11 protein-coding genes and 1 pseudogene are annotated in these 18529 nt (G+C 73.0%); 3 read left to right on the forward strand and 9 right to left on the reverse strand.

Features of this window, described 5'->3' with window-relative positions; translation table 11 throughout:
* Nucleotides 1–94 precede the first annotated feature (94 nt).
* Nucleotides 95–1558 (forward strand): zinc-dependent metalloprotease, encoded by a 1464-nt coding sequence (locus tag V6S67_RS12240; protein WP_442884790.1) that lies wholly within the window; start codon nucleotides 95–97, stop codon nucleotides 1556–1558.
* Nucleotides 1559–1604: 46 nt separating this feature from the next.
* Here the strand turns inward: V6S67_RS12240 and V6S67_RS12245 are convergent, their stop codons facing one another.
* From V6S67_RS12245 to nudC, 3 genes are read right to left on the reverse strand one after another with little or no spacing between them, the layout of a single operon-like run.
* Nucleotides 1605–2171, reverse strand: coding sequence for a M48 metallopeptidase family protein (locus V6S67_RS12245; protein ID WP_334210504.1), 567 nt, complete (start codon nucleotides 2169–2171; stop codon nucleotides 1605–1607).
* Nucleotides 2164–4272 (reverse strand): ATP-dependent DNA helicase UvrD2, encoded by a 2109-nt coding sequence (locus V6S67_RS12250; RefSeq protein WP_334210505.1) that lies wholly within the window; start codon nucleotides 4270–4272, stop codon nucleotides 2164–2166. Before V6S67_RS12250 ends, V6S67_RS12245 begins: the two co-directional genes overlap by 8 nt.
* Entirely contained in the window at nucleotides 4272–5228 is a 957-nt protein-coding gene (nudC, locus tag V6S67_RS12255; RefSeq protein WP_334210506.1) for an NAD(+) diphosphatase, read from the reverse strand. The genes V6S67_RS12250 and nudC overlap by 1 nt, the downstream gene beginning before the upstream one ends.
* A gap of 163 nt (nucleotides 5229–5391) precedes the next feature.
* On the opposite strand from nudC, the gene V6S67_RS19990 reads away from it, so the two are divergent.
* The gene (locus V6S67_RS19990; RefSeq protein ID WP_442884792.1) at nucleotides 5392–6867 is read left to right on the forward strand and encodes a macrolide 2'-phosphotransferase; all 1476 of its coding nucleotides are present in this window, start codon (nucleotides 5392–5394) and stop codon (nucleotides 6865–6867) included.
* A 55-nt stretch (nucleotides 6868–6922) separates the two neighbouring features.
* Here V6S67_RS19990 and V6S67_RS12265 read toward each other — a convergent pair whose 3' ends face one another.
* From V6S67_RS12265 to V6S67_RS12275, 3 genes are all read right to left on the reverse strand, one after another.
* The gene (locus V6S67_RS12265; protein WP_334210507.1) at nucleotides 6923–10357 is read right to left on the reverse strand and encodes an ATP-dependent helicase; all 3435 of its coding nucleotides are present in this window, start codon (nucleotides 10355–10357) and stop codon (nucleotides 6923–6925) included.
* Nucleotides 10354–13788: an ATP-dependent helicase gene (locus V6S67_RS12270; protein WP_334210508.1), complete on the reverse strand. Its 3435-nt coding sequence runs from the start codon at nucleotides 13786–13788 to the stop codon at nucleotides 10354–10356. The genes V6S67_RS12265 and V6S67_RS12270 overlap by 4 nt, the downstream gene beginning before the upstream one ends.
* Before the next feature lie 64 nt (nucleotides 13789–13852).
* A complete protein-coding gene (locus V6S67_RS12275) occupies nucleotides 13853–14362 on the reverse strand; it encodes an MGMT family protein (protein ID WP_334210509.1) in 510 nt (169 codons plus the stop codon).
* 81 nt (nucleotides 14363–14443) lie between these two features.
* Here V6S67_RS12275 and V6S67_RS12280 point away from each other — a divergent pair.
* Nucleotides 14444–15121 (forward strand): annotated as a pseudogene (locus tag V6S67_RS12280) (3'-5' exonuclease); the annotation flags it as partial.
* A gap of 190 nt (nucleotides 15122–15311) precedes the next feature.
* Here the strand turns inward: V6S67_RS12280 and hemL are convergent.
* The 3 genes from hemL to V6S67_RS12295 are packed head-to-tail and all read right to left on the reverse strand — an operon-like array spanning nucleotide 15312 to nucleotide 18527.
* The gene (gene hemL / locus V6S67_RS12285; protein WP_334210510.1) at nucleotides 15312–16658 is read right to left on the reverse strand and encodes a glutamate-1-semialdehyde 2,1-aminomutase; all 1347 of its coding nucleotides are present in this window, start codon (nucleotides 16656–16658) and stop codon (nucleotides 15312–15314) included.
* Between the two features lie 10 nt (nucleotides 16659–16668).
* Complete coding sequence (hemB, locus tag V6S67_RS12290; protein ID WP_334210511.1) at nucleotides 16669–17652, reverse strand: porphobilinogen synthase; 984 nt, start codon at nucleotides 17650–17652, stop codon at nucleotides 16669–16671.
* Nucleotides 17649–18527, reverse strand: coding sequence for a uroporphyrinogen-III synthase (locus V6S67_RS12295; RefSeq protein WP_334210512.1), 879 nt, complete (start codon nucleotides 18525–18527; stop codon nucleotides 17649–17651). Before V6S67_RS12295 ends, hemB begins: the two co-directional genes overlap by 4 nt.
* Nucleotides 18528–18529: the final 2 nt, after the last annotated feature.

The raw sequence follows: 18529 nt of genomic DNA on the forward strand, positions 1-18529 counted from the left end.
TGAGGCCGTGCCGGTAGCGTGTTGTGCACAGCCGACAGGCGCGGCATCGCCTCGCCTGCCGGACCCCGAGCTACTCCCAGGACCGGTGGTATCAGTGACCAACCCATCCAATCCGTCGAACGGCGACGACGACACACCCCAGGACCCGCTGTCCGAGATGCTGGCGAAGATGTTCGGCGGCGGCGCCGGCGCCGGCGGCTTCGATCCTCAGGAGATCGCCCGGGCGGCCGGCCTTCCCTCCGATCCCGCAGCCATGGCCATGATGATGCAGCAGGTCCAGGCCATGTTCAGCGCGCAGAGCGAAGGGCCCGTGAACTGGAAGATGGCGCACGAGCAGGCGCGTCGCGTCGCCGCGTCGGACAACGACCCCTCCGTCACGGCGCTGCAGCGCCGCAGCGTCGACGAGTCCCTGAAGCTTGCCGAGATGTGGCTCGACCCCGTGACCGACTTCCCGAGCACCGGGCAGCTGGGCCGGGCGTGGTCCCGCGCCGAATGGGTGGAGGCGACCATGACGACCTGGCGTCGCCTTACCGAGCCGGTCGCGACGAGCATCGCCAAGGCATTGTCCGACGTCATCTCCGAGCAGCTCCCCGAGGAGATGAAGTCCATGATGGGCATGATGGGCGGCCCGTCCTCCATGCTCCAGAACGTCGGCGGCGCCATGTTCGGCATGCAGCTGGGCCAGGCCGTCGGGGCGCTCTCGAAGGACGTCGTGGGGTCCACCGACATCGGTGTCCCCCTCGCCGACGGGCGCATGGCGCTGCTTCCCGCCAACGTCGCGGCGTTCGGAGCCGGCCTCGACGTGCCCGAGCAGGAGGTGCAGCTCTTCCTCGCCGTCCGCGAGGCGGCCCACGTACGCCTGTTCACCCACATCCCGTGGCTCACCGGACACCTGCTCGGCAGCATCGAGCGGTATGCGAGGGGCATCCACATCGACATGGGCAAGATCGAGGAGGCCGCGCGCGACATCGATCCGACCAATCCCGAGAGCCTGCAGGGCGCGCTCTCGCAGGGCGTGTTCATGCCGGAGCGCACGCCCGAGCAGGACGCCGCGCTCGTGCGCCTCGAGACGACGCTCGCCCTCGTGGAGGGCTGGGTGGACGAGGTGACGGCGGCGGCCGCGGCGAACCTGCCGTCGGCCGGGGCGCTGCGCGAGATGGTCCGACGACGGCGGGCGACCGGCGGACCCGCGGAGCACGCGTTCGCGGCGCTGGTCGGTCTGGAGCTGCGCCCGCGCAGGCTGCGCGACGCAGCCGCGCTGTGGGCGCTCCTGCTCGAGGAGCGGGGGGCCGAGGGGCGCGACGCCCTGTGGCAGCACCCGGACCTCCTGCCCACCGCGGAGGACCTCGACGATCCCGCCGGTTTCACCGAGCGCCGGAGACTGATCGAGTCCTCCGACGCCGACGTCGACGCCGCCCTCCAGCGGCTCCTTTCCGGGGACTTCGAGCAGGGCGGCGACGCCGCGGACGGCGACGCCCCTGCCGAGGACGGGGCTCCTCAGGCCGGCGACGATCCGGACACCGGCGGTCCCGACACGGACGGGACCAAGGCCGGCTGAACCGGTCCTGCCGCTCCCGGGCGAGGCCCGGGAGCGGTGTGCCCGCCTAGGGCTCGTCGGGTCGGCCCATGAGATTGCGGTGCGCGGCGAAGGCTGCTCCGTCGAGGAAGGCCTTCGCCGTCTCCGTGCGCGGATAGGACGTGAGCAGAGCCCAGAACTCCGCGCTGTGGGAGGGCTCGATGAGGTGCGCCATCTCGTGCAGGATCACGTAGTCGACGACCCATTCGGGCATGCCCTGCAGCCGGTGCGACAGCCGGATGGACCTGTAGGCCGGCGTCGCGGAGGCCCAGCGGGAATTCTGGTTGGTCACCCAGCCGATCGTCGAGGGCACGCCCCTGCCGCCCAGGTACTCGCGGGCCAGCCGCTCGGCCCGCTGCAGGAGCGCGGGGACGGGCTGGTTGTCGGTGATCGCCGGCGCGTCGAGGTACTTCTGGGACATCCGCGCCGTCATCCGCTCCACCCAGTGGCGTTCCTGGCCGGCCGAGAAGTGGCCGGGGATGGAGATCCTGATGACGCCGTCCCTGATGTCCGCGCTGACCGTCCGCTTGCGCCGCGCGGAGCGGCGCACCTCCACGGGCAGGCGCGCCGGGGCCGGCGTGCCCGGCTCAGGCACTGTCGGCCAGGATGCCGAGCACCGCTTCGCCGTACCGCTCGAGCTTCGCGGAACCGATCCCGGCGAGGCCGCCGAGTTCGTCGAGCGTCTGCGGCCTGGCCTCGGCGATCGCGACGAGTGTCGCATCGGTGAACACGACGAACGCGGGCACGTCCTTCTCCCGGGCCTCCGTGCGCCGCCATTCCCGGAGCGCCTCGAACGTCTCCTCCTGGTAGCTCGCGGGGCAGTCGCTGCAGCGTCCGATCTTGCGCTCCGAGCCGGTGAGGAGCGGGCGCTTGCAGACGCGGCAGACGGCGGGCGCCGAGGACTTGCGGTCGGCCTTCGCGCGCGGCTGGCGGAACGCGGCCTGTCCCGTCCCCGCGGGACGCAGCGGGTCGAGGAAACGCGAGGGCTTCCTGCTGGCCCGGCCTCCCGGGGAACGCGCGGTGGACCAGGAGAGCGAGAGGTGGATCCGGGCGCGGGTGATGCCGACATACAGCAGCCGGCGTTCCTCGTCGATGGCCTCCTGCGTGTCGGCGAACGAGATGGGCATGAGCCCCTCGCTCAGGCCGACGAGGAAGACGGCGTCCCACTCGAGCCCCTTGGCCGAGTGCAACGACGCGAGGGTCACGCCCTGGACCGTCGGGGCGTGCTGCGACGCGGCCCGCTCCTCGAGTTCGGCGACGAACAGCTGGAGCGTGAAGGCCTCGGCGCCGCGGACCCTGTTGAGCTCGTCCGCCAGCCCGACGAGGGCCGCGAGCGACTCCCACTTCTCGCGGACCGCCCCGGAGTTCTGCGGTGCCACCGAGGTGTAGCCGAGCGAGGCGAGGACGTCCCGCACCTGCTGGGGCACGTCGGCGTCGCCCTGGGTGCGCGCCGCTGCCCGGAGCTGGAGCAGCGCGTCGCGGACCTCCCGGCGCTGGAAGAACCGCTCCCCGCCGCGGAGCTGGTAGCCGATGCCGGCGCTGGCGAGGGCCTGCTCGTACGCCTCCGACTGCCCGTTCGTGCGGTAGAGGATCGCGATCTCGCTCGCCTTGACGCCCTGGTTCAGCAGGGCCCCGATGCGCCTCGCGCACTCCGCCGCCTCGGCCTCGTCGTCGCTGCACTCGGTGAAGACGGGTTCGGGCCCGGCGGCACGCTGCGCGATCAGCTCCAGCGGCGCGGACCACGTGGTGCCGACGGCACGCCGGTCGGCGTCCTCGCCCCTCGCGGCCAGGAGGGTGTTCGCTGCACGGACGACCTGCGGCGTGGACCGGTAGTCGCGCACCAGCCGCACCACCTGCGCGCCCTCGTAGCGCTTCGTGAAGTCGAGCAGGTGCCGCGACGTGGCACCGGTGAACGAGTAGATGGTCTGGCTCGCATCCCCGACCACGCACAGCTCGCGGCGCTCGCCCAGCCAGAGGTCGAGCAGGCGCTGCTGGAGCGGCGAGACGTCCTGGTACTCGTCGACGACGAAGTGGCGGTACTGCGCCCGCACCGTCGCCGCCACCTTCTCGTCCTCCTCGAGAATGGCCACGGTGGTCAGCAGCACGTCCTCGAAGTCGATCAGGTTGCGGTCGATCTTGAGGTCCTCGTACGCCGAGAAGATCCGGGACACCGACACCAGGTCCATGCCCGCGGGCTCCGCGCGGCCTGCCGCCGCGGCGGCGTATCCGTCCGGCGTCAGCATCGAGACCTTCGCCCACTCGATTTCCGCCGCGACGTCCCGGATGGCGGCACGGTCCGTGGTCAGCCGCAACCGGCGCGCCGACTCGGCGATGAGCTGCGCCTTGTGGTCGACCAGCGCCGGCAGCGGCCCGCCGACGGCCTGCGGCCAGAAGTACTGCAGTTGCCGCAGTGCTGCGGCGTGGAAGGTCCGGGCCTGCACCCCGCCCGCCCCGAGGTCGCGGAGGCGTGTGCGCATCTCCGCCGCCGCGCGCGCGGTGAACGTCACGGCGAGCACCTGCTGCGGCTTGTAGACGCCCGTGTGCACGCCGTACGCGATGCGGTGGGTGATGGCACGGGTCTTGCCGGTCCCCGCTCCCGCGAGGACGCAGAGCGGACCCGTGAGGGTGCTCGCCACGGTGCGCTGTTCGTCGTCGAGCCCTTCGAGGATGCTGTCCTCGAGCAGAATCCCGGTCATCAGGGGCGCGCCTCCGATGGCTGCTTGTCCAGCGGTCCGCCGTACCAGCGCTCGATGAGCGACCGCGCGATCGAGATACCGCCCGCGACGGTGATCGTCCCGTCCCGCACCTCGGTGAACAGCTGCTCGCGCGTGAACCACCGCACGGATCGCATCTCCACGCGGTCGGGGACCGCGTCGGTGCTGACCGCCCGGGCCGTGAAGCCGAGCATCAGGGAGGCGGGGAAGGGCCAGGGCTGGGACCCGAGGTACTCCGGGGACTGGATCTCGATGCCGGATTCCTCGGCCACCTCGCGGATGACAGCGGCCTCGAGCGACTCCCCCGGCTCGACGAACCCGGCGAGGGTGGAGTAGCGGTCCTCGGGCCACGCCGCCGCGGAGCCGAGGAGCAGGCGGTCGTCGTCGTCGACCACCGAGACGATGATCGCGGCGTCGGTGCGCGGGTAGTGCTGCGAGCCGTCCGCCGGGCACTGCCGCACCCAGCCGGCGTCGCGGACCTCGGTGACGGCTCCGCACCGGGGGCAGTGGGTGTGCGTGGCGTGCCAGTTCGCGATCGCGGCGGCCTCGACGAAGAGCCCGGCGTCGCGGGCGTCGAGCGATGCGGCGACATCGCGCAGGCCCAGCCACTCCTCGGCCGGTGCGACGGCGGGATCCTCCTCGTCGAGGACGGCGAGGACCACGGTGCTGCCGGCGTCGGCGGCTCCCTCGTTGATCCGGCCGAGGTAGACGAGCAGTTCGGGCCGTTGCAGCTCGGAGGGTGCGAGGAGCCGCAGAGCGGTCCCCTCCACCGGTGCCTTCCCGCGGGCCAGGACCAGGACCTTCGTCTCCTCCGAGGCCCAGAACCCCTCGAGGAGGTTCTCGGTGGTCCTCGCGTCACCGTCCCGGTCGGAATCCGTACGCGAGAGCGGCAGCGATCCGAGGGGAGGCAGCACGAGGGTCCGGAGGGGTTCGGTCATGGTTCTACGGTACGTTCTCGCTCTCCCAAAACCCATTTCGATCGGAGCCCGTGGAGGAGCAGTGCAGGCCCGAAGACGAGTAGTCCATCTGGCGACGCGCCGCACCGTAACTGGGCACGCGGAGCGGGGACGCCCTACGGTGGAACTTGTGAAACGGACACCCATGGAACTTGCTGCCATCGCAAGCGCCGCTGTACCCGGCCTGGCCCCCACGGGCGTCGCCGGTGCGCCCGACGACGCTGCGGATTTCGACTCCGCCCTGCTCGTCGACGATGCGGGCAAGCAGTGGAGGGTCCGCTCGCCGAGACACGCCGAGGCCAGCATGCGGCTCGAGACGGAGCTGCAGGCACTCCGCGCCTTCACGCCCGCCGTCAAGGCGGAACTCCCCTTCCTCATCCCGCACATGGCGGGCAGCGTGCGGCAGGGCGAGCTCAGCACGTTCGTGTACTCCCACCTCGCGGGGACCACCCGCCCCCTGGACGCGCTGACGGCCGGCGGTCCGGCGATGGCCCGTGAACTCGGGCGCGTCCTCGCCGCGATCCACGAACTGCCGAAGGACATGGTGCAGCGCGCCGACCTGCCCAGCTACGAGGCGAACGAGTACCGCCAGCGGAAGCTCAACGAGCTGGACCAGGCGGCCACGACCGGCAGGATCCCCGCGATCCTGCTGCGCCGCTGGGAGCACGCCCTCGAGGACGTGACGCTGTGGCGGTTCAGCCCGACCGTGGTCCACGGGGACCTCCACGAGGACCACCTGCTCGTCTCCGCGGGCCGGGTGTCCGCCGTGACCGGCTGGACCGACCTGAGCGTCGGCGATCCGGCCGAGGACTTCGCCTGGCTCGCAGCCGCCGAGGACACCGCGTTCGTCGACACCGTCCACGAAGCCTACGCCGGCGCCCGGACGACCGCCGTCGATGCCCATCTGCCGCGCCGCGCAGCGCTGGCCGCCGAGTTCGCCCTCGCCCAGTGGCTGGTGCGAGGAGTGGCCCTCGAGGACGCCGCGATGATCCAGGAGGCGGAAGGCATGCTCGCGACGCTCGAGGCCGACGTGGAGGCCATCGAACGCGAGCAGCACGAGGCCGCCGAGCGTGCCCGGCTCGCCCACGAGGAGCGCCTCGCGTGGGGCGACGAGCTGGGCACCGACACCTACGGCCGCGCGGTCGACGGGCCGTCCGATGGCGGGGCGCACGCCGAGGCGTTCCCCGGCCCTGTCGGACGCCCTGCCGATCCCGCCCGCGGATCCTCCACCCAGGTCCCGGCACAGCGCGAGCACGGCACGACACCCGTCGCCGCGGGGACCGACGGCGACCATGCCGGGAGGACCGGCAGCCATGCGTACGACCCGGACAATCCTGCCGGTCAGCGGTTCCACCGCCTGCCCGACAGCAGCCCTGCGCAGGCACCCGGGCACGCAGCGCAGACGACCAGCCATGCGCCGGAGGCCGGCCCCCGGCGCGGCGACGACGACCACGGTTCCGCCTCGGGCTCGTCCCTCGCCTATGCGCGCCTCACGGCGGGTCGCCAGCGGTCCGCCCCGACCTCCTCGAAGGTGACCCTGCTGCGGACCACCGAGCAGTCGGCCGGTTCACCGGACGACGTCGCGACCTCGGCCCTGCCGATCGTCTCGTTCGGCAGCTGACCGCCCCGTGGGCCCCGTGGGCCCCGGGGGATACCCGGGACCCAGGACGACGGCGTCAGCCGGCCACGGCGTCCGCGGCGCGGATGATCTCCTCGAGTTCCGCCGCATCGGCGAGGTCGTGGGGCCGCACCACGAGGTCGTCCGCCACGTAGAAGAAGGCGGCCCGCACCTTCTCGAGGGGTACATCCTTCAGCCGTGACCAGGCCAGGCGGTAGACCGCGAGCTGGACGGCCTTCGCGGCTCGCCGGTCGGGGGCGGGCGGACGTCCCGTCTTCCAGTCGATGAGGTCCCAGCCGCCGTCGGCGTCCCGGAACACCGCGTCGATCCGGCCGCGCACCACGATGGTGCCGATCCTCGTCTCGATCGGCGCCTCGATGGCCGCCGGTTCGCGCAGCGCCCACTCGGACTGCTCGAAGATCGCCGCCATGTCCTTCAGCCCGAGGGTCTCGTCCACGTAGGCATCCGCCCCGCCAGGGTATTCACCGAGGTCGAGCATGCCGCTGGTTCCGTAGAACTCCTCGATCCAGGCATGGAAGGCGGTACCCTTGCGGGCTGCCGAGCCGGGGCGCCGGGGCAGGGGTCGCCGCAACTGCTGCATCACGGCGCCCGGGTCCTCGCGCAGCTCCACCAGCGTGGAGGCCGAGATGTGCGAGGGCAGCGCCAGCGGCAGCCGCTCCCGCTCGCGCGCCTGTCGGGCCAGTGCGAGGCGCACCTCGCGGCCCCAGCGACCGCCGTCCAGGTCGGCCTCCGCCGCGGGCGCTGCAGCCTGCTCGAGGACGGCCTGCGCCGCCCGTTCCATCGAGGCGCGGCGGGGACCCAGCGGGTCGAAGGGCCACGTGGCCCGCTCGGGGCTCGCGTTCGCGGGGTTGGAGTCCCCCTCGTCCTCCTCCGGGACCCAGTGCGGCGCGGAGAAGCCGTCGGTGCCCGCCTCGGTGAGGCGCACCAGGTCCGTGAGGTAGCCGGATGCGCCGTTCGGCTTCGAGCGGCCCCCACCCCACGCCGACGAGGTGCACACGAGCGCATGCCTGGCGCGGGTGAACGCGACATAGGCGAGCCGGCGTTCCTCCCGCTCCGCGTGGGCCCTCGCCTCGCCCGTGAACTCCTTCTCGCTGGCCAGCCATTCCTTCTGGTCCTGCTGCTCCCAGTCCCACTGGGGCAGTTCGGCGGCGTCGCCGCGCAGGGGCCACGGGATGGACGCATCGCCGCTGCTCCACCGTGAGTCCTTGCCGCTGGGGAACGATCCCTCGTTGAGGCCCGGCACGAAGACGACATCCCATTCGAGTCCCTTCGAGGCGTGGACCGTCAGGAGCTGCACGGCGTCCCTGCTGGCTTCGAGCTGCGTCACGGGCAGCCCGTCCTCCTCCTGGTCCGCGGCCTCCAGCCAGGCCAGGAACGCCGGCAGGTCGACCCGCTCGGCGGTGGACACGAACCCTGCGACGGCCTCCGTGAAGGCGTCGAGGTTCCGGCGGGCCTCGTGGATGCTCACTCCCGGCTTGGCCGCCACCTCGATGTCCAGCAGGATGGTGCGCTCGACCTCCCCGATCATGGTGCCGAGGTCGTCGCCGACGAAGCCGCGGAGGCTCCTCAGCTCGCGTCGGAGCGCGTCGAGGCGTCGGCGGGCCTCGTCGCCCAGCGACCGGCCGGACGAGGACACCCAGCCTGCGGGCGGCAGGTGGTCGACGGCCTCGACGAGGCTGCCCGCCTCGGCGAGGTCGGGGGCGACGACGGCGTCGGCCGCCTGGTCGTGGTCGAGCTCCTCCCCCTGGTGGGTGCCGCGGCGGAACGCGGCCTCCCGCGTCCGTGCGAGCTGCCTGGACCAGTCGCCGAGAGCCATGAGGTCCGCCGGTCCGAGGCGCCAGCGCGCCCCCGAGAGCAGCCTCAGCATCGCGTCCGAGCGGTCGGGGTCGCCGAGCACCCTCAGCGTGGCCAGCAGGTCGACGATCTCCGGGGTGCGCAGCAGCCCGCCGAGGCCGACGATCTGCACGGGCACACCCGCGCGTTCCAGCTCGCGCCGGATCGGATCGAACTGCTTGCGCCCCCGGCACAGCACGGCCATGGTCGGTCGAAGCGGGTCGCCCGCGTCGTCGGTGTCGAAGCTGCGCCGGCGCTGCCGGAGGACCTCCCGGGCGATCGCCTCGGCCTCGCTCAGCGCAGGGGTGCGGCCTCCCTCGGGTGCTCCCTCGGGCGGGCGGCCGGCGGCGCCGACCGGTGCGTCGGTGAGGAAACGCCCGAGCATCACGGTCCCGAGCGGTGCTCCGGGACGTGCCACGAGCCCGGGGACCTGCTGGACCGAGGTGTTGCGGAGCCACGGGGCCGGCACGTTCAGGGGCGCGGACACCGTGTTCGCCGCCTCGAGGATGGAGGTCGCGTTCCGCCAGGCGACGGACAGGTGGGCGACCTGCGACGGGGCGCGACCGGCGTCGCCGACCGTCGGGAACGCCGTGCGGAAGGTGGCCAACTGGCCCGCAGATGCCCCGCGGAAACCGTAGATGGACTGGTGGGGGTCGCCGACCGCCGTGACGGAGCGCCCGTCGGCGAACAGGCGCGAGAACAGGACCATCTGCGCGTGGGAGGTGTCCTGGAACTCGTCCAGCAGCACCACCCTGTACTTCTCGCGTTCCATCCGGCCCGCTTCGGGGATGTCCCGGGCGATCCTGGCCGCGAGGGACACGAGGTCGCCGAAGTCGAGCTGCCGGCGCGCGAGCTTCGCCGCGGCGTAGCGTTCGACGAGTTCGGTGACAGTGATGCGGGTGCGCAGCTTGTCCAGGAGCCTGGCCGCCTCCTGGGTGGTGGGTCTCGCTGACCCCGCGACGTGCGGCAGGGAGGTCACGTACTCGATCTGGCGGCGGAGCTCGTCCCGGACGGCCGCGGGGCTGACGAGGTGCTCGGCGCACTCCCCCGCCATGTCGAGTACGGCCTTCACGAGCGTGCTCTTCGCCGCCGTGAAGTGTTCCCACTCGCCGTCGTGGGTCTCCACCACGGTGTGCGCGAGCTGCCAGGATTGGGCGGTGCCGAGCATGACCGAGTCCCGTTCGACGCCGATGCGCAGCCCGTAGTCCTGCACGATGCCGTTGGCGAAGGAGTGGTAGGTGGAGATGGCCGGGTCGAGCCGGTCGAGGGAATCCCCGCCGGCCAGGGCGGCGTCCCGCTCGAGCGCAGCGTAGAGCTGGGCGAGGCGCTGCCGGACCCGCGAGGCGAGCTCACCGGCCGCCTTGCGCGTGAAGGTCACGCCGAGGATCTGTTCGGGGCGCACGAGCTCGTTGGCGACGAGCCAGACGACCCGGTCGGCCATCGTCCGGGTCTTCCCGGAGCCGGCGCCGGCGATGACGAGGAGCGGTTCCAGCGGTGCCTCGATCACGCGCGCCTGGTCTTCCGTGGGGTACTGCACGGGGGAGTCGGGGTCCGTGTGCAGCAGCTCCGCGAGTGCGCGGGCGGAATACCGGGCGGAGGAGCGGGCTGGCTGTCGGGCGGTATCCGTCCCTGCGGTCACTGGGTCACCTGCTTTCCTTCTTCGCACAGCGGGCAGATCTCGGGCAGGCGGCAACCGCTGCCGCCGAACCCCGACCGCCGCGGATCGTGGATGGTGTCGAACGTGGCTGCGGCCATGAGCGCCGCGGCGTCCTCGATCATGGTCCGCGCCCAGGTGTCCTCCGGGTCGACCGGGGGTTGCTCCTGGACGGAGACCCCCTTGGAGTCCTTCCCGAGCTGGACGAGCGACGCCCCACCCGGGGCCGCGGACGCCTCGACCGTCGCGGTCCCGTCGGCGGCGTCGTGTGCTGCGTCCTGTGCTGCGTCCTGTGCTGCGTCCTGTGCTGCGTCCTGTGCAGCGTCCTGTGCAGCGTCCTGTGCAGCGTCCTGTGCAGCGTTGTACACGGCATCATGCACGGCGCCCTCGGCCACGGCGGCCTGGTAGGCGGCGAGCTGCGGGTGCCGTGCGATCTCCGGCGCGGTCGGCGCGCTCTTGCCCGTCTTCAGGTCGACGACGACGAACCGGCCCTCCGCGTCGATCTCGAGCCGGTCGATCTGACCGCGCAGCCGCGCGATCCGCTCCGCGCCGTCGAGCCGGACGTCGAGGTCCACGGAGAAGTCGACCTCCGTGGCGGCGAGGGTCCGCCCGGCCTTCCGCATCGACAGCACGTATGCGGCGAGCTTGCGCACCATGCCCTCGGCGCGCCGGAAGTCGGCCCGGCCCTCCCAGGTGTCGCGGATGCCGAGCTGCGGCCAGCGTCGTTCCAGTTCGCGGACGTACTCGTTGCCGGTGGCATCGGGGAGGTCCTGCGCGATCTGGTGCACGAGGGTGCCGAGCGACCGCGCGAAGTCGGTGGTCCGTTCGCCTCCGGCGGCGGAGACGAACCAGCTCAGGGGCGAGGTGAGCACCGACTCCACCTTGGAGGGCGAGACCGGGACAGGCTGGTCCGGCGGCACCACGGGCTCCTCGCTGCTCATGGAGAGCACACCCCACCACTGCGCCGGATGGGCTCCGGGGACCGGCGGCTCGAGGACGGCCATGCGGCCGAGGTGCTGGACGGCCTCGCGGGAGAGGACCGGGCTGGCCTGCGGGTCCTGCGCGAACTTGCGCAGCTCGGCGACCAGCGCGCGGAGCGTCACCGGCCGCAGGACCTCCGTACGCGGCCGTTCCGGCACGCCGGCGGGCAGGGGGTCGAGCACGTCGAGGAACTGCGACGCCTGTTCGTCCTGCGAGGAGACGGCGCAGCACACGAGTTCCTCGGTGGCGCGGGAGACCGCGAGCGAGAAGGTCCGCAGTTCGTCGAAGCGGATGTCCTGCAGCAGTGACACCGGGTCCCGGGTGCTGCGGAAGGACTCACCGTGGTCGAGCAGGGCACGGAGCTCCCCGGACCCGAGGAGCTCACCGCGCAACCGGAGGTTCGGCCAGACGCCGTCCTGCACTCCTGCGACGATCACGAGCGGCCAGTGGCGGCCGGCTGCGCTGGCGGGCGTGAGCACCGAGACGGAGGCATGGCGCGTGGTGCGCTGCGTCAGTGTGTCCATCGGGATGTCCTGGCTGAGGATGTAGTCGAGGAACAGCTCGGGATCGGCCCCGGGCATCTGCTCGACGAAGCGCTCGGCCGTGGTGAACAGGGCCATCATCGCGTCCAGGTCCCGATCCGCGCGCGCGGAGGAGGGACCCTCGGACACCGCGGCGGACGACCACTGCTGGGCGAGCCCGGACGCCGACCACAGCGCCCAGAGGACCGTCTCAGGGTCCCTGCCCGGATCGGCGATCGCGGCCCGGGCGGCTTCGAGCATGCGGTGCAGCCGGCGGACGGGGGCGCCCTCCGACGGGAGCGCGGCGATCTCCTCGGGGGACGAGAACAGGGCCGCGAGGAGCTCGTCGCTCGTACGGCCCCCGCCCTGCTGGAGTTCCGTGCGTCGCAGGATCTGGCGCAGCCGGCGGAGGTCGAGGCTGCCCGCTCCGCCGATCCTCGAGGTGAGGAGCGAGATGCACAGCTCCGTATCGAGCTCCGCCCGTCCGACGACGACGGCGTAGAGATCGAGCAGGGGCCGCACGGCGGGTTCCTCGCGGATGGCGGTCTCCGCGGCCGGGACGTTCACGGCGATACCCTGCGCGGTCAGGAAGCGCTGCACGGAGCTCACCTGCGCGCCGTTGCGCACGATCACCGCCATGTCGTCGAGGCTCCGCCCGCCGAACAGGTGCGACTCCAGCACCCGCTGGGTGATGAACCTCTGCTCGTGGAAGACGCTGTCGAGCACGTGGGCCGACACGACCGGCTGCCGGACCTGCTCCCCGTCGTCCCGCGCGTCGTCCTGCCCGTCGTCCTGCCTGTCGTCCTGCCTGTCGTCCCGACCGTCATCCTGCCCGTGCTCCGCGGCGCCCTGGGGCACACGGTAGGCGGTGCTGACGCCGGTGGTGGAGATCCGCGCGGCCACGTTCCCCCACGCCTCCGCGAGCTGCTCCCCCATGGTCAGGGACGCGGGCAGCGTCACCGTGGTCAGCCCCTCACCCGGGCCGAAGAGCGTGGAGAGCCGTCCGGTCAGCTCGGGGCGGGCACCGCGGAAGCCCTGCGCCACGGTGTCGGGACAGGAGGTGACGACGACGTCGTTGCCGGCGCCGATGAGTCCGAGCAGAGCGTGGACGGCGGGGTTCGCCTCCTGGTAGTCGTCCACCAGGACGAGCTGCAGCCGCTCGCGTTCCTGGTCGAGGAAGTCCCGGTCCGTCTCGAGGATCTCCCGGGCGGCCGTGAGGATGCCGGCCGGGTCGAAGGCCTCGGGCATCCTGAGGTCGAGGACGTCGCGGTACTCGCGGTACAGCGCCGATGCCGCCACCCAGTCCGGGCGGTCGAACCGGCTCCCCCAGTCCGCGAGGTCGTCGGCCGACACCCCGTACTCGCTCACGCGGTCGAACAGGTCGCGGATCTCCTGCCGGAACCCGCGGGTGGGCAGCGCGAGGGCGAGGCTCGACGGCCACGCGGGGGACGCGGCGCCGTCGCGCCCGTGTCCGGAGAGGAGCTCCTTGATGATGAGGTCCTGCTCGGCGCCGGCGAGGAGCCTCGGCGGACGCGTGATCAGGGGGGTGCGTCCCTCGGCCCTGGCCCGGCGGATGAGGTCGAAGGCGTAGGCGGACCAGGTGCGCGCGGGCGCCGTGCTGATGCTGCGGTCGAGCTTGGCGGTGAGGTCGTCCCTGAGCCGGGTGGCGGCAGCACGGGTCGGCGCGAGGAGCAGCAGCCCGTCGGGGACCACCGCCCCCGCCCCGATCCGTCGGACGGCGAGATCTGTGAGCAGGGTCGATTTCCCGCTGCCGGGGGCGCCGAGGACGAGGACCTGGCCGGCGACGGCCTCCAGCGACGCGAGGACGGCGTCGTACCCCCGCGCCGGCGACGGCGTGCCCGCGGGAGGGCCGCCGGCGGCGGTAGTCGGGGCGTCATGGAGAGTGCTGGTCATGCCTCAAGACCATCACATCCCACGGACAATCGGGAGCGCGGCGGCTGTCCGCAGCGCTCCGGCGCTACGGCCCGTGGCGGAGGGACGCACCGAGCTCGGCCATGCCGTGCTGCTCCTCCTCGGACGGCCACCAGCGCGCCGCCCGGAGGTCCACCCGGTACTCCCCGGCCGCCGCGCCCGGTCGGACGGACAGGATCGTGCCCTCGTCCTCGTAGTGCGGCAGCGCCTGCAGGGCGAGTCCGCGCGGCGGGTTGCCTCCGGCACGCAGGACACGCCACCACGGGACCTCCCGCGTGCTGCGCGACAGGGCCCTGCCCACCTGCCGGGGACCGCCGCAGCCGAGGAGTTCGGCGATGTCACCGTACGTGAGGACGCGGGCCACGGGGATCATCTCCGCGACGGTGAGCACGGCCGCCGCGTACACGTGGGGATCGATCCGCCCGGTGACGGCCTGCTCGAGGGACTCCCCCGTCTCCCCGCCGCCATCGCCGCCCATGCCGTCGTCGTCCGCCATGCCTGCACCGCCGCCCCCGCCGCCCATCCCGTCCGTCGCATCCATCCCTCGAGCCCGCATGGCCCCACCCTAGTCCGCGCCCGCTCGCCCCTCCCCGCAGCGCGGAACCAATTGGTCGGAGCCCGCCAGTACGGTGGATCCATGAGCAGCTGGCACGTGGGGCCGAGGGCGGCCTTCGACCTCGAGACGACGGGACGCGACCCGATGAGCGCCCGGATCGTCACGGCGACGATCGTCCTGGTCGACGGCGACGGCGACGTCCTCGAGCACCACGAGTGGCTGGCCGACCCGGGCGTCGAGATCCCGGACGGTGCCGCTGCCATCCACGGCGTGACGACGGACCATGCCCGGGCGCACGGGCTGCCGGCCGCGCAGGTGGTCCACGGCATCGCGGCGGTGCTCGCACGGCTCTTCGGCGACGGCGTCCCCGTGCTCGCCTACAACGCACGCTACGACTTCACGGTGCTCGAGCAGGAGGGGCGGCGGCACGGGGTGGGGACACCGCGGCCTTCGCCCGTGATCGACCCCTACGTCATGGACAAGCAGGCGGACCGGTACCGGCGCGGCAAGCGGACGCTGACCGCCCTGTGCGAGCACTACGGCGTCCGGTTCGAGAACGCGCACACCTCGGCCGCCGACGTCCTCGCCACACTGCAGGTGGGACGGATCCTCGCCGACCGCTACGTGTTCCTCCAGCGCCCCGCGGCCGACCTCCACGCCTCACTGGTCGTCTGGGCGGACCGCCAGGCGGCCAGCTTCGAGGAGTACCTCCGGCGAACCGAACCGGACGCGGTCATCGAGCGGGCGTGGCCCGTCATCGGGGCGCCGGCCGGCCCGACAGTGCTCGGCGGCCCGACAGCGCCGGCCGACCCGACAGTGCCCGGCGGCCCGACAGTGCCCACCGGCCCGACAGTGCCCACCGGCCGGACGGCGCTGTCCGACGCATCGGCGGGGACCGCCGCGGGCTGACGGGACGGCCCCGGAGCAGCGCTCCGGGGCCGTCCGCGCATCAGTCGACGGGGACGGCGGCCGCGGCGGCCCTTGCAGCCGCCGGGAGGGCCGCGTGGATGCGTTCCATCGCCGCGTCGTCGTGCGCCGCGGAGAGGAACCACGCCTCGTACACCGACGGCGGGAGGTAGACGCCCGAGCCCAGCATGGAGTGGAAGAACGGCCCGTAGCGGAACGATTCCTGGCCCAGCGCGTCGGCGTAGTTCCAGACGCCGCGCTCGGAGGTACCGAACGCGACGCTGAAGAGATTGCCCGCGCGCTGGATCGAGTGGTCGACGCCGGCCCTCGAGAGTTCCGCCGAGAGGGCGTCGCTCACCTCGAGGGAGCGCGCGTCGACGTGCCGGTAGACGGCGTCGGTGGCCGCGGTGAGGGTCGCGACGCCGGCCGCCATGGCGATCGGGTTCCCGGAGAGGGTGCCCGCCTGGTACACGGGCCCGATCGGCGCGAGATAGTTCATGACGTCGGCGCGTCCGCCGAGCGCGGCGGCCGGGATACCGCCGCCGATGACCTTCCCGAAGGTCAGGAGGTCCGGGGTCCAGGGGTGCTCGGCGTCGTCGGCCCCGCCGGTGAGCTTCCAGTACCCGCCGGCGTGCGTGCGGAACCCGGTCATGACCTCGTCGACGATGAACAGCGCGCCGTGCTCGGTGGTGATGCGGCTCAGGAACGCGTTGAAGCCGGGCGCGGGCGTCACCACGCCCATGTTCGCGGGCGCCGCCTCCGTGATGACGGCGGCGATGTGCTCACCGTGCGTCCGGAAGGCCTCCTCCACGGCCTCGACGTCGTTGTACGGGAGCACCAGGGTCTCCGCCGTCGTCGCCTCCGTGACGCCCGCGGAGCCCGGCAGGGCCAGCGTCGCGACGCCGGAGCCCGCCGAGGCGAGGAGGCTGTCGACGTGGCCGTGGTAGCAGCCGGCGAACTTGACGATCAGGTTGCGCGAGGTGAAGCCGCGCGCCAGGCGCACCGCGGTCATGGTGGCCTCGGTGCCGGTGGACACCATGCGGAGCAGTTCGACGGCGGGGACGCGGTCCTTCACGAGCTGCGCGAGGTCCGCCTCCGCGGGCGTCGAGGCACCGAACGTGAGCCCGTGGTCGACGGCACGGTGGACCGCGGCGATGACATCCGGGTGGGAGTGCCCGAGCAGTGCCGGCCCCCAGGAGCCGACGAGGTCCACGTACTGCCGGCCGTCGGCGTCGGTGACGTAGGCGCCGTGCGCGTCGACGAGGAAGCGCGGCGTCCCGCCGACCGACCCGAAGGCCCGCACCGGGGAGTTCACTCCGCCGGGCATGAGGGCGCGGGCGCGTTCGTAGAGGGTGTCCGACGCGGTCGGGGAGGTCGGGGAGGTGGTCATGGAGGGTTCCTTAGTTCGTCTCGTCGAGCCAGAGTGCCAGCTCGGGGGCCCAGTAGGTGAGGATCATCTGCGCACCGGCGCGCTTGATGCCGAGGACGGACTCCTCGATGGCGCGGCGGCGGTCGATCCAGCCGTTCGCCGCGGCGGCCTCGATCATCGCGTACTCCCCCGAGATCTGGTACGCGGCGACGGGCACCGGCGACATGGCGGCGACGTCGGCGAGGATGTCGAGGTAGCTCATGGCGGGTTTGACCATGACCATGTCGGCTCCCTCCTCGATGTCGAGCTCCACCTCGAGGAGGGCCTCGCGCCGGTTGGCGGCGTCCATCTGGTAGGTCCGGCGGTCGCCCTGGAGCTGGGAGTCCACGGCCTCGCGGAACGGCCCGTAGAACGCGGAGGCGTACTTCGCGGCGTAGGCGAGCACCACGGTGTCCTGGTGCCCGGCCTCGTCGAGCGCCTGGCGGATGACGGCGACCTGGCCGTCCATCATGCCGGACGGGCCGAGGACGTGGGATCCCGCGTTCGCCTGCTCGACGGCCATCTGCGCGTACAGGGCCAGGGTCGTGTCGTTGTCCACCGACCCGTCCTCGGCGAGCACGCCGCAGTGGCCGTGGTCGGTGAACTCGTCGAGGCAGACGTCGCTCATGACCACGAGCGCGTCACCCACCTCGGCGCGGACGTCGGCGATGGCCCGGTTGAGGACGCCGTCGGGGTCGATGCCGGCGCTGCCCGTCGCGTCGCGGTGCTCGGGGACGCCGAACAGCATGATGCCGCCCACGCCCCGCTCGACCGCTTCCGCGGCGGCGCGCTTCAGGGAGTCCGTGGAGTGCTGCACCACGCCCGGCATGGACAGGATGGGCGAGGGCTCGGTGAGCCCTTCCCGGATGAAGGCGGGCAGGATCAGCTCGGACGGGTGGACGCGGTACTCGGCCACCATGCGCCTCAGGGCGGGTGTGGAGCGCAGCCGCCGGGGCCTGTGCTGGGGGAAGCTCATGGTCGATCTCCGTTCTGTGGTGCGGGATGGGTGGTCGCGCCGCGCGAGAAGGCCTCCACCACGGCGGCCGTGATCCCCGGTGGTGTGGGTTCACCCGCCGTGGCGGCGGGTTCCCAGCCCTGGGACCGCAGGGCCGCGGCCGTGGTGCGCCCGATCGCGACGGGGAGGAACGCGAGCGGCCCGCCTCCCAGCCTTTCACGGAACTGCAGCACCGTGCTCGGGGCCGTGAACACTACGGCGGGGTGGACAGGGTCCGCGGCGAGGCGGAGCACGTCGGGGACGGACAGCAGGGGTGGCGGGGTCCCGTCCTCCTCGACACCGGGGACCCGTCGGGCGGGGTGCGCGGGATAGGGCACGGTGCGGTACGCCTCGACGTGGCACACCGACCAGCCGAGGGCGGCCAGTCCGTGGCGCAGGTCGTCGGGGGCGAGGTCGGCCTGCGGCAGGAGGACCTGGCCCGCGCCGGGCCCGAAGGCGTCGAGGAGTCCCGACGACGACGCGTCCCCGGGCACCAGGTCGACGGCGATGCCCGCGTCGGCGAGCAGGCGCGCGGTGCCGGCCCCGACGGCGGCGACCCTCGCCCCTCCGGCCCGGACGAGGCCGCCGAGCGTGGCCCCGCCCGTGCCGGCCAGGAGCTCCAGCGCGCGGACGGTGTTGCCGCTGGTCACGGTGAGCCATGCGAAGGCGCCCTGGCCGAGCGCCTCGAGTGCCGCCGCGACGGCCCCGGCGTCGGCGGGCAGTTCCGTGTCCGTGAGCGGCAGCGCGTACGCCGTCATGCCGGCGGCCCGGAGCGCCTCGGCGATCCGGACGGCCCGGGCGGGATGCCGCAGGACGATCACCGGCCGCTGGACGGGCGGGGGCGGCTGCTGCTCCACCC

This window comes from Arthrobacter sp. Soc17.1.1.1, from assembly GCF_036867195.1.
Lineage (GTDB): Bacteria > Actinomycetota > Actinomycetes > Actinomycetales > Micrococcaceae > Arthrobacter_D.

Excerpts from the sequence above, each read along its gene's own strand:
- V6S67_RS12270 (WP_334210508.1), bottom strand. The coding sequence starts at position 13,788 with ATGACCAGCACTCTCCATGACGCCCCGACTACCGCCGCCGGCGGCCCT.
- nudC (WP_334210506.1), bottom strand. The coding sequence starts at position 5,228 with ATGACCGAACCCCTCCGGACCCTCGTGCTGCCTCCCCTCGGATCGCTG.
- V6S67_RS12250 (WP_334210505.1), bottom strand. The coding sequence starts at position 4,272 with ATGACCGGGATTCTGCTCGAGGACAGCATCCTCGAAGGGCTCGACGAC.
- V6S67_RS12275 (WP_334210509.1), bottom strand. The coding sequence starts at position 14,362 with ATGCGGGCTCGAGGGATGGATGCGACGGACGGGATGGGCGGCGGGGGC.
- V6S67_RS19990 (WP_442884792.1), top strand. The coding sequence starts at position 5,392 with ATGGAACTTGCTGCCATCGCAAGCGCCGCTGTACCCGGCCTGGCCCCC.
- hemL (WP_334210510.1), bottom strand. The coding sequence starts at position 16,658 with ATGACCACCTCCCCGACCTCCCCGACCGCGTCGGACACCCTCTACGAA.
- hemB (WP_334210511.1), bottom strand. The coding sequence starts at position 17,652 with ATGAGCTTCCCCCAGCACAGGCCCCGGCGGCTGCGCTCCACACCCGCC.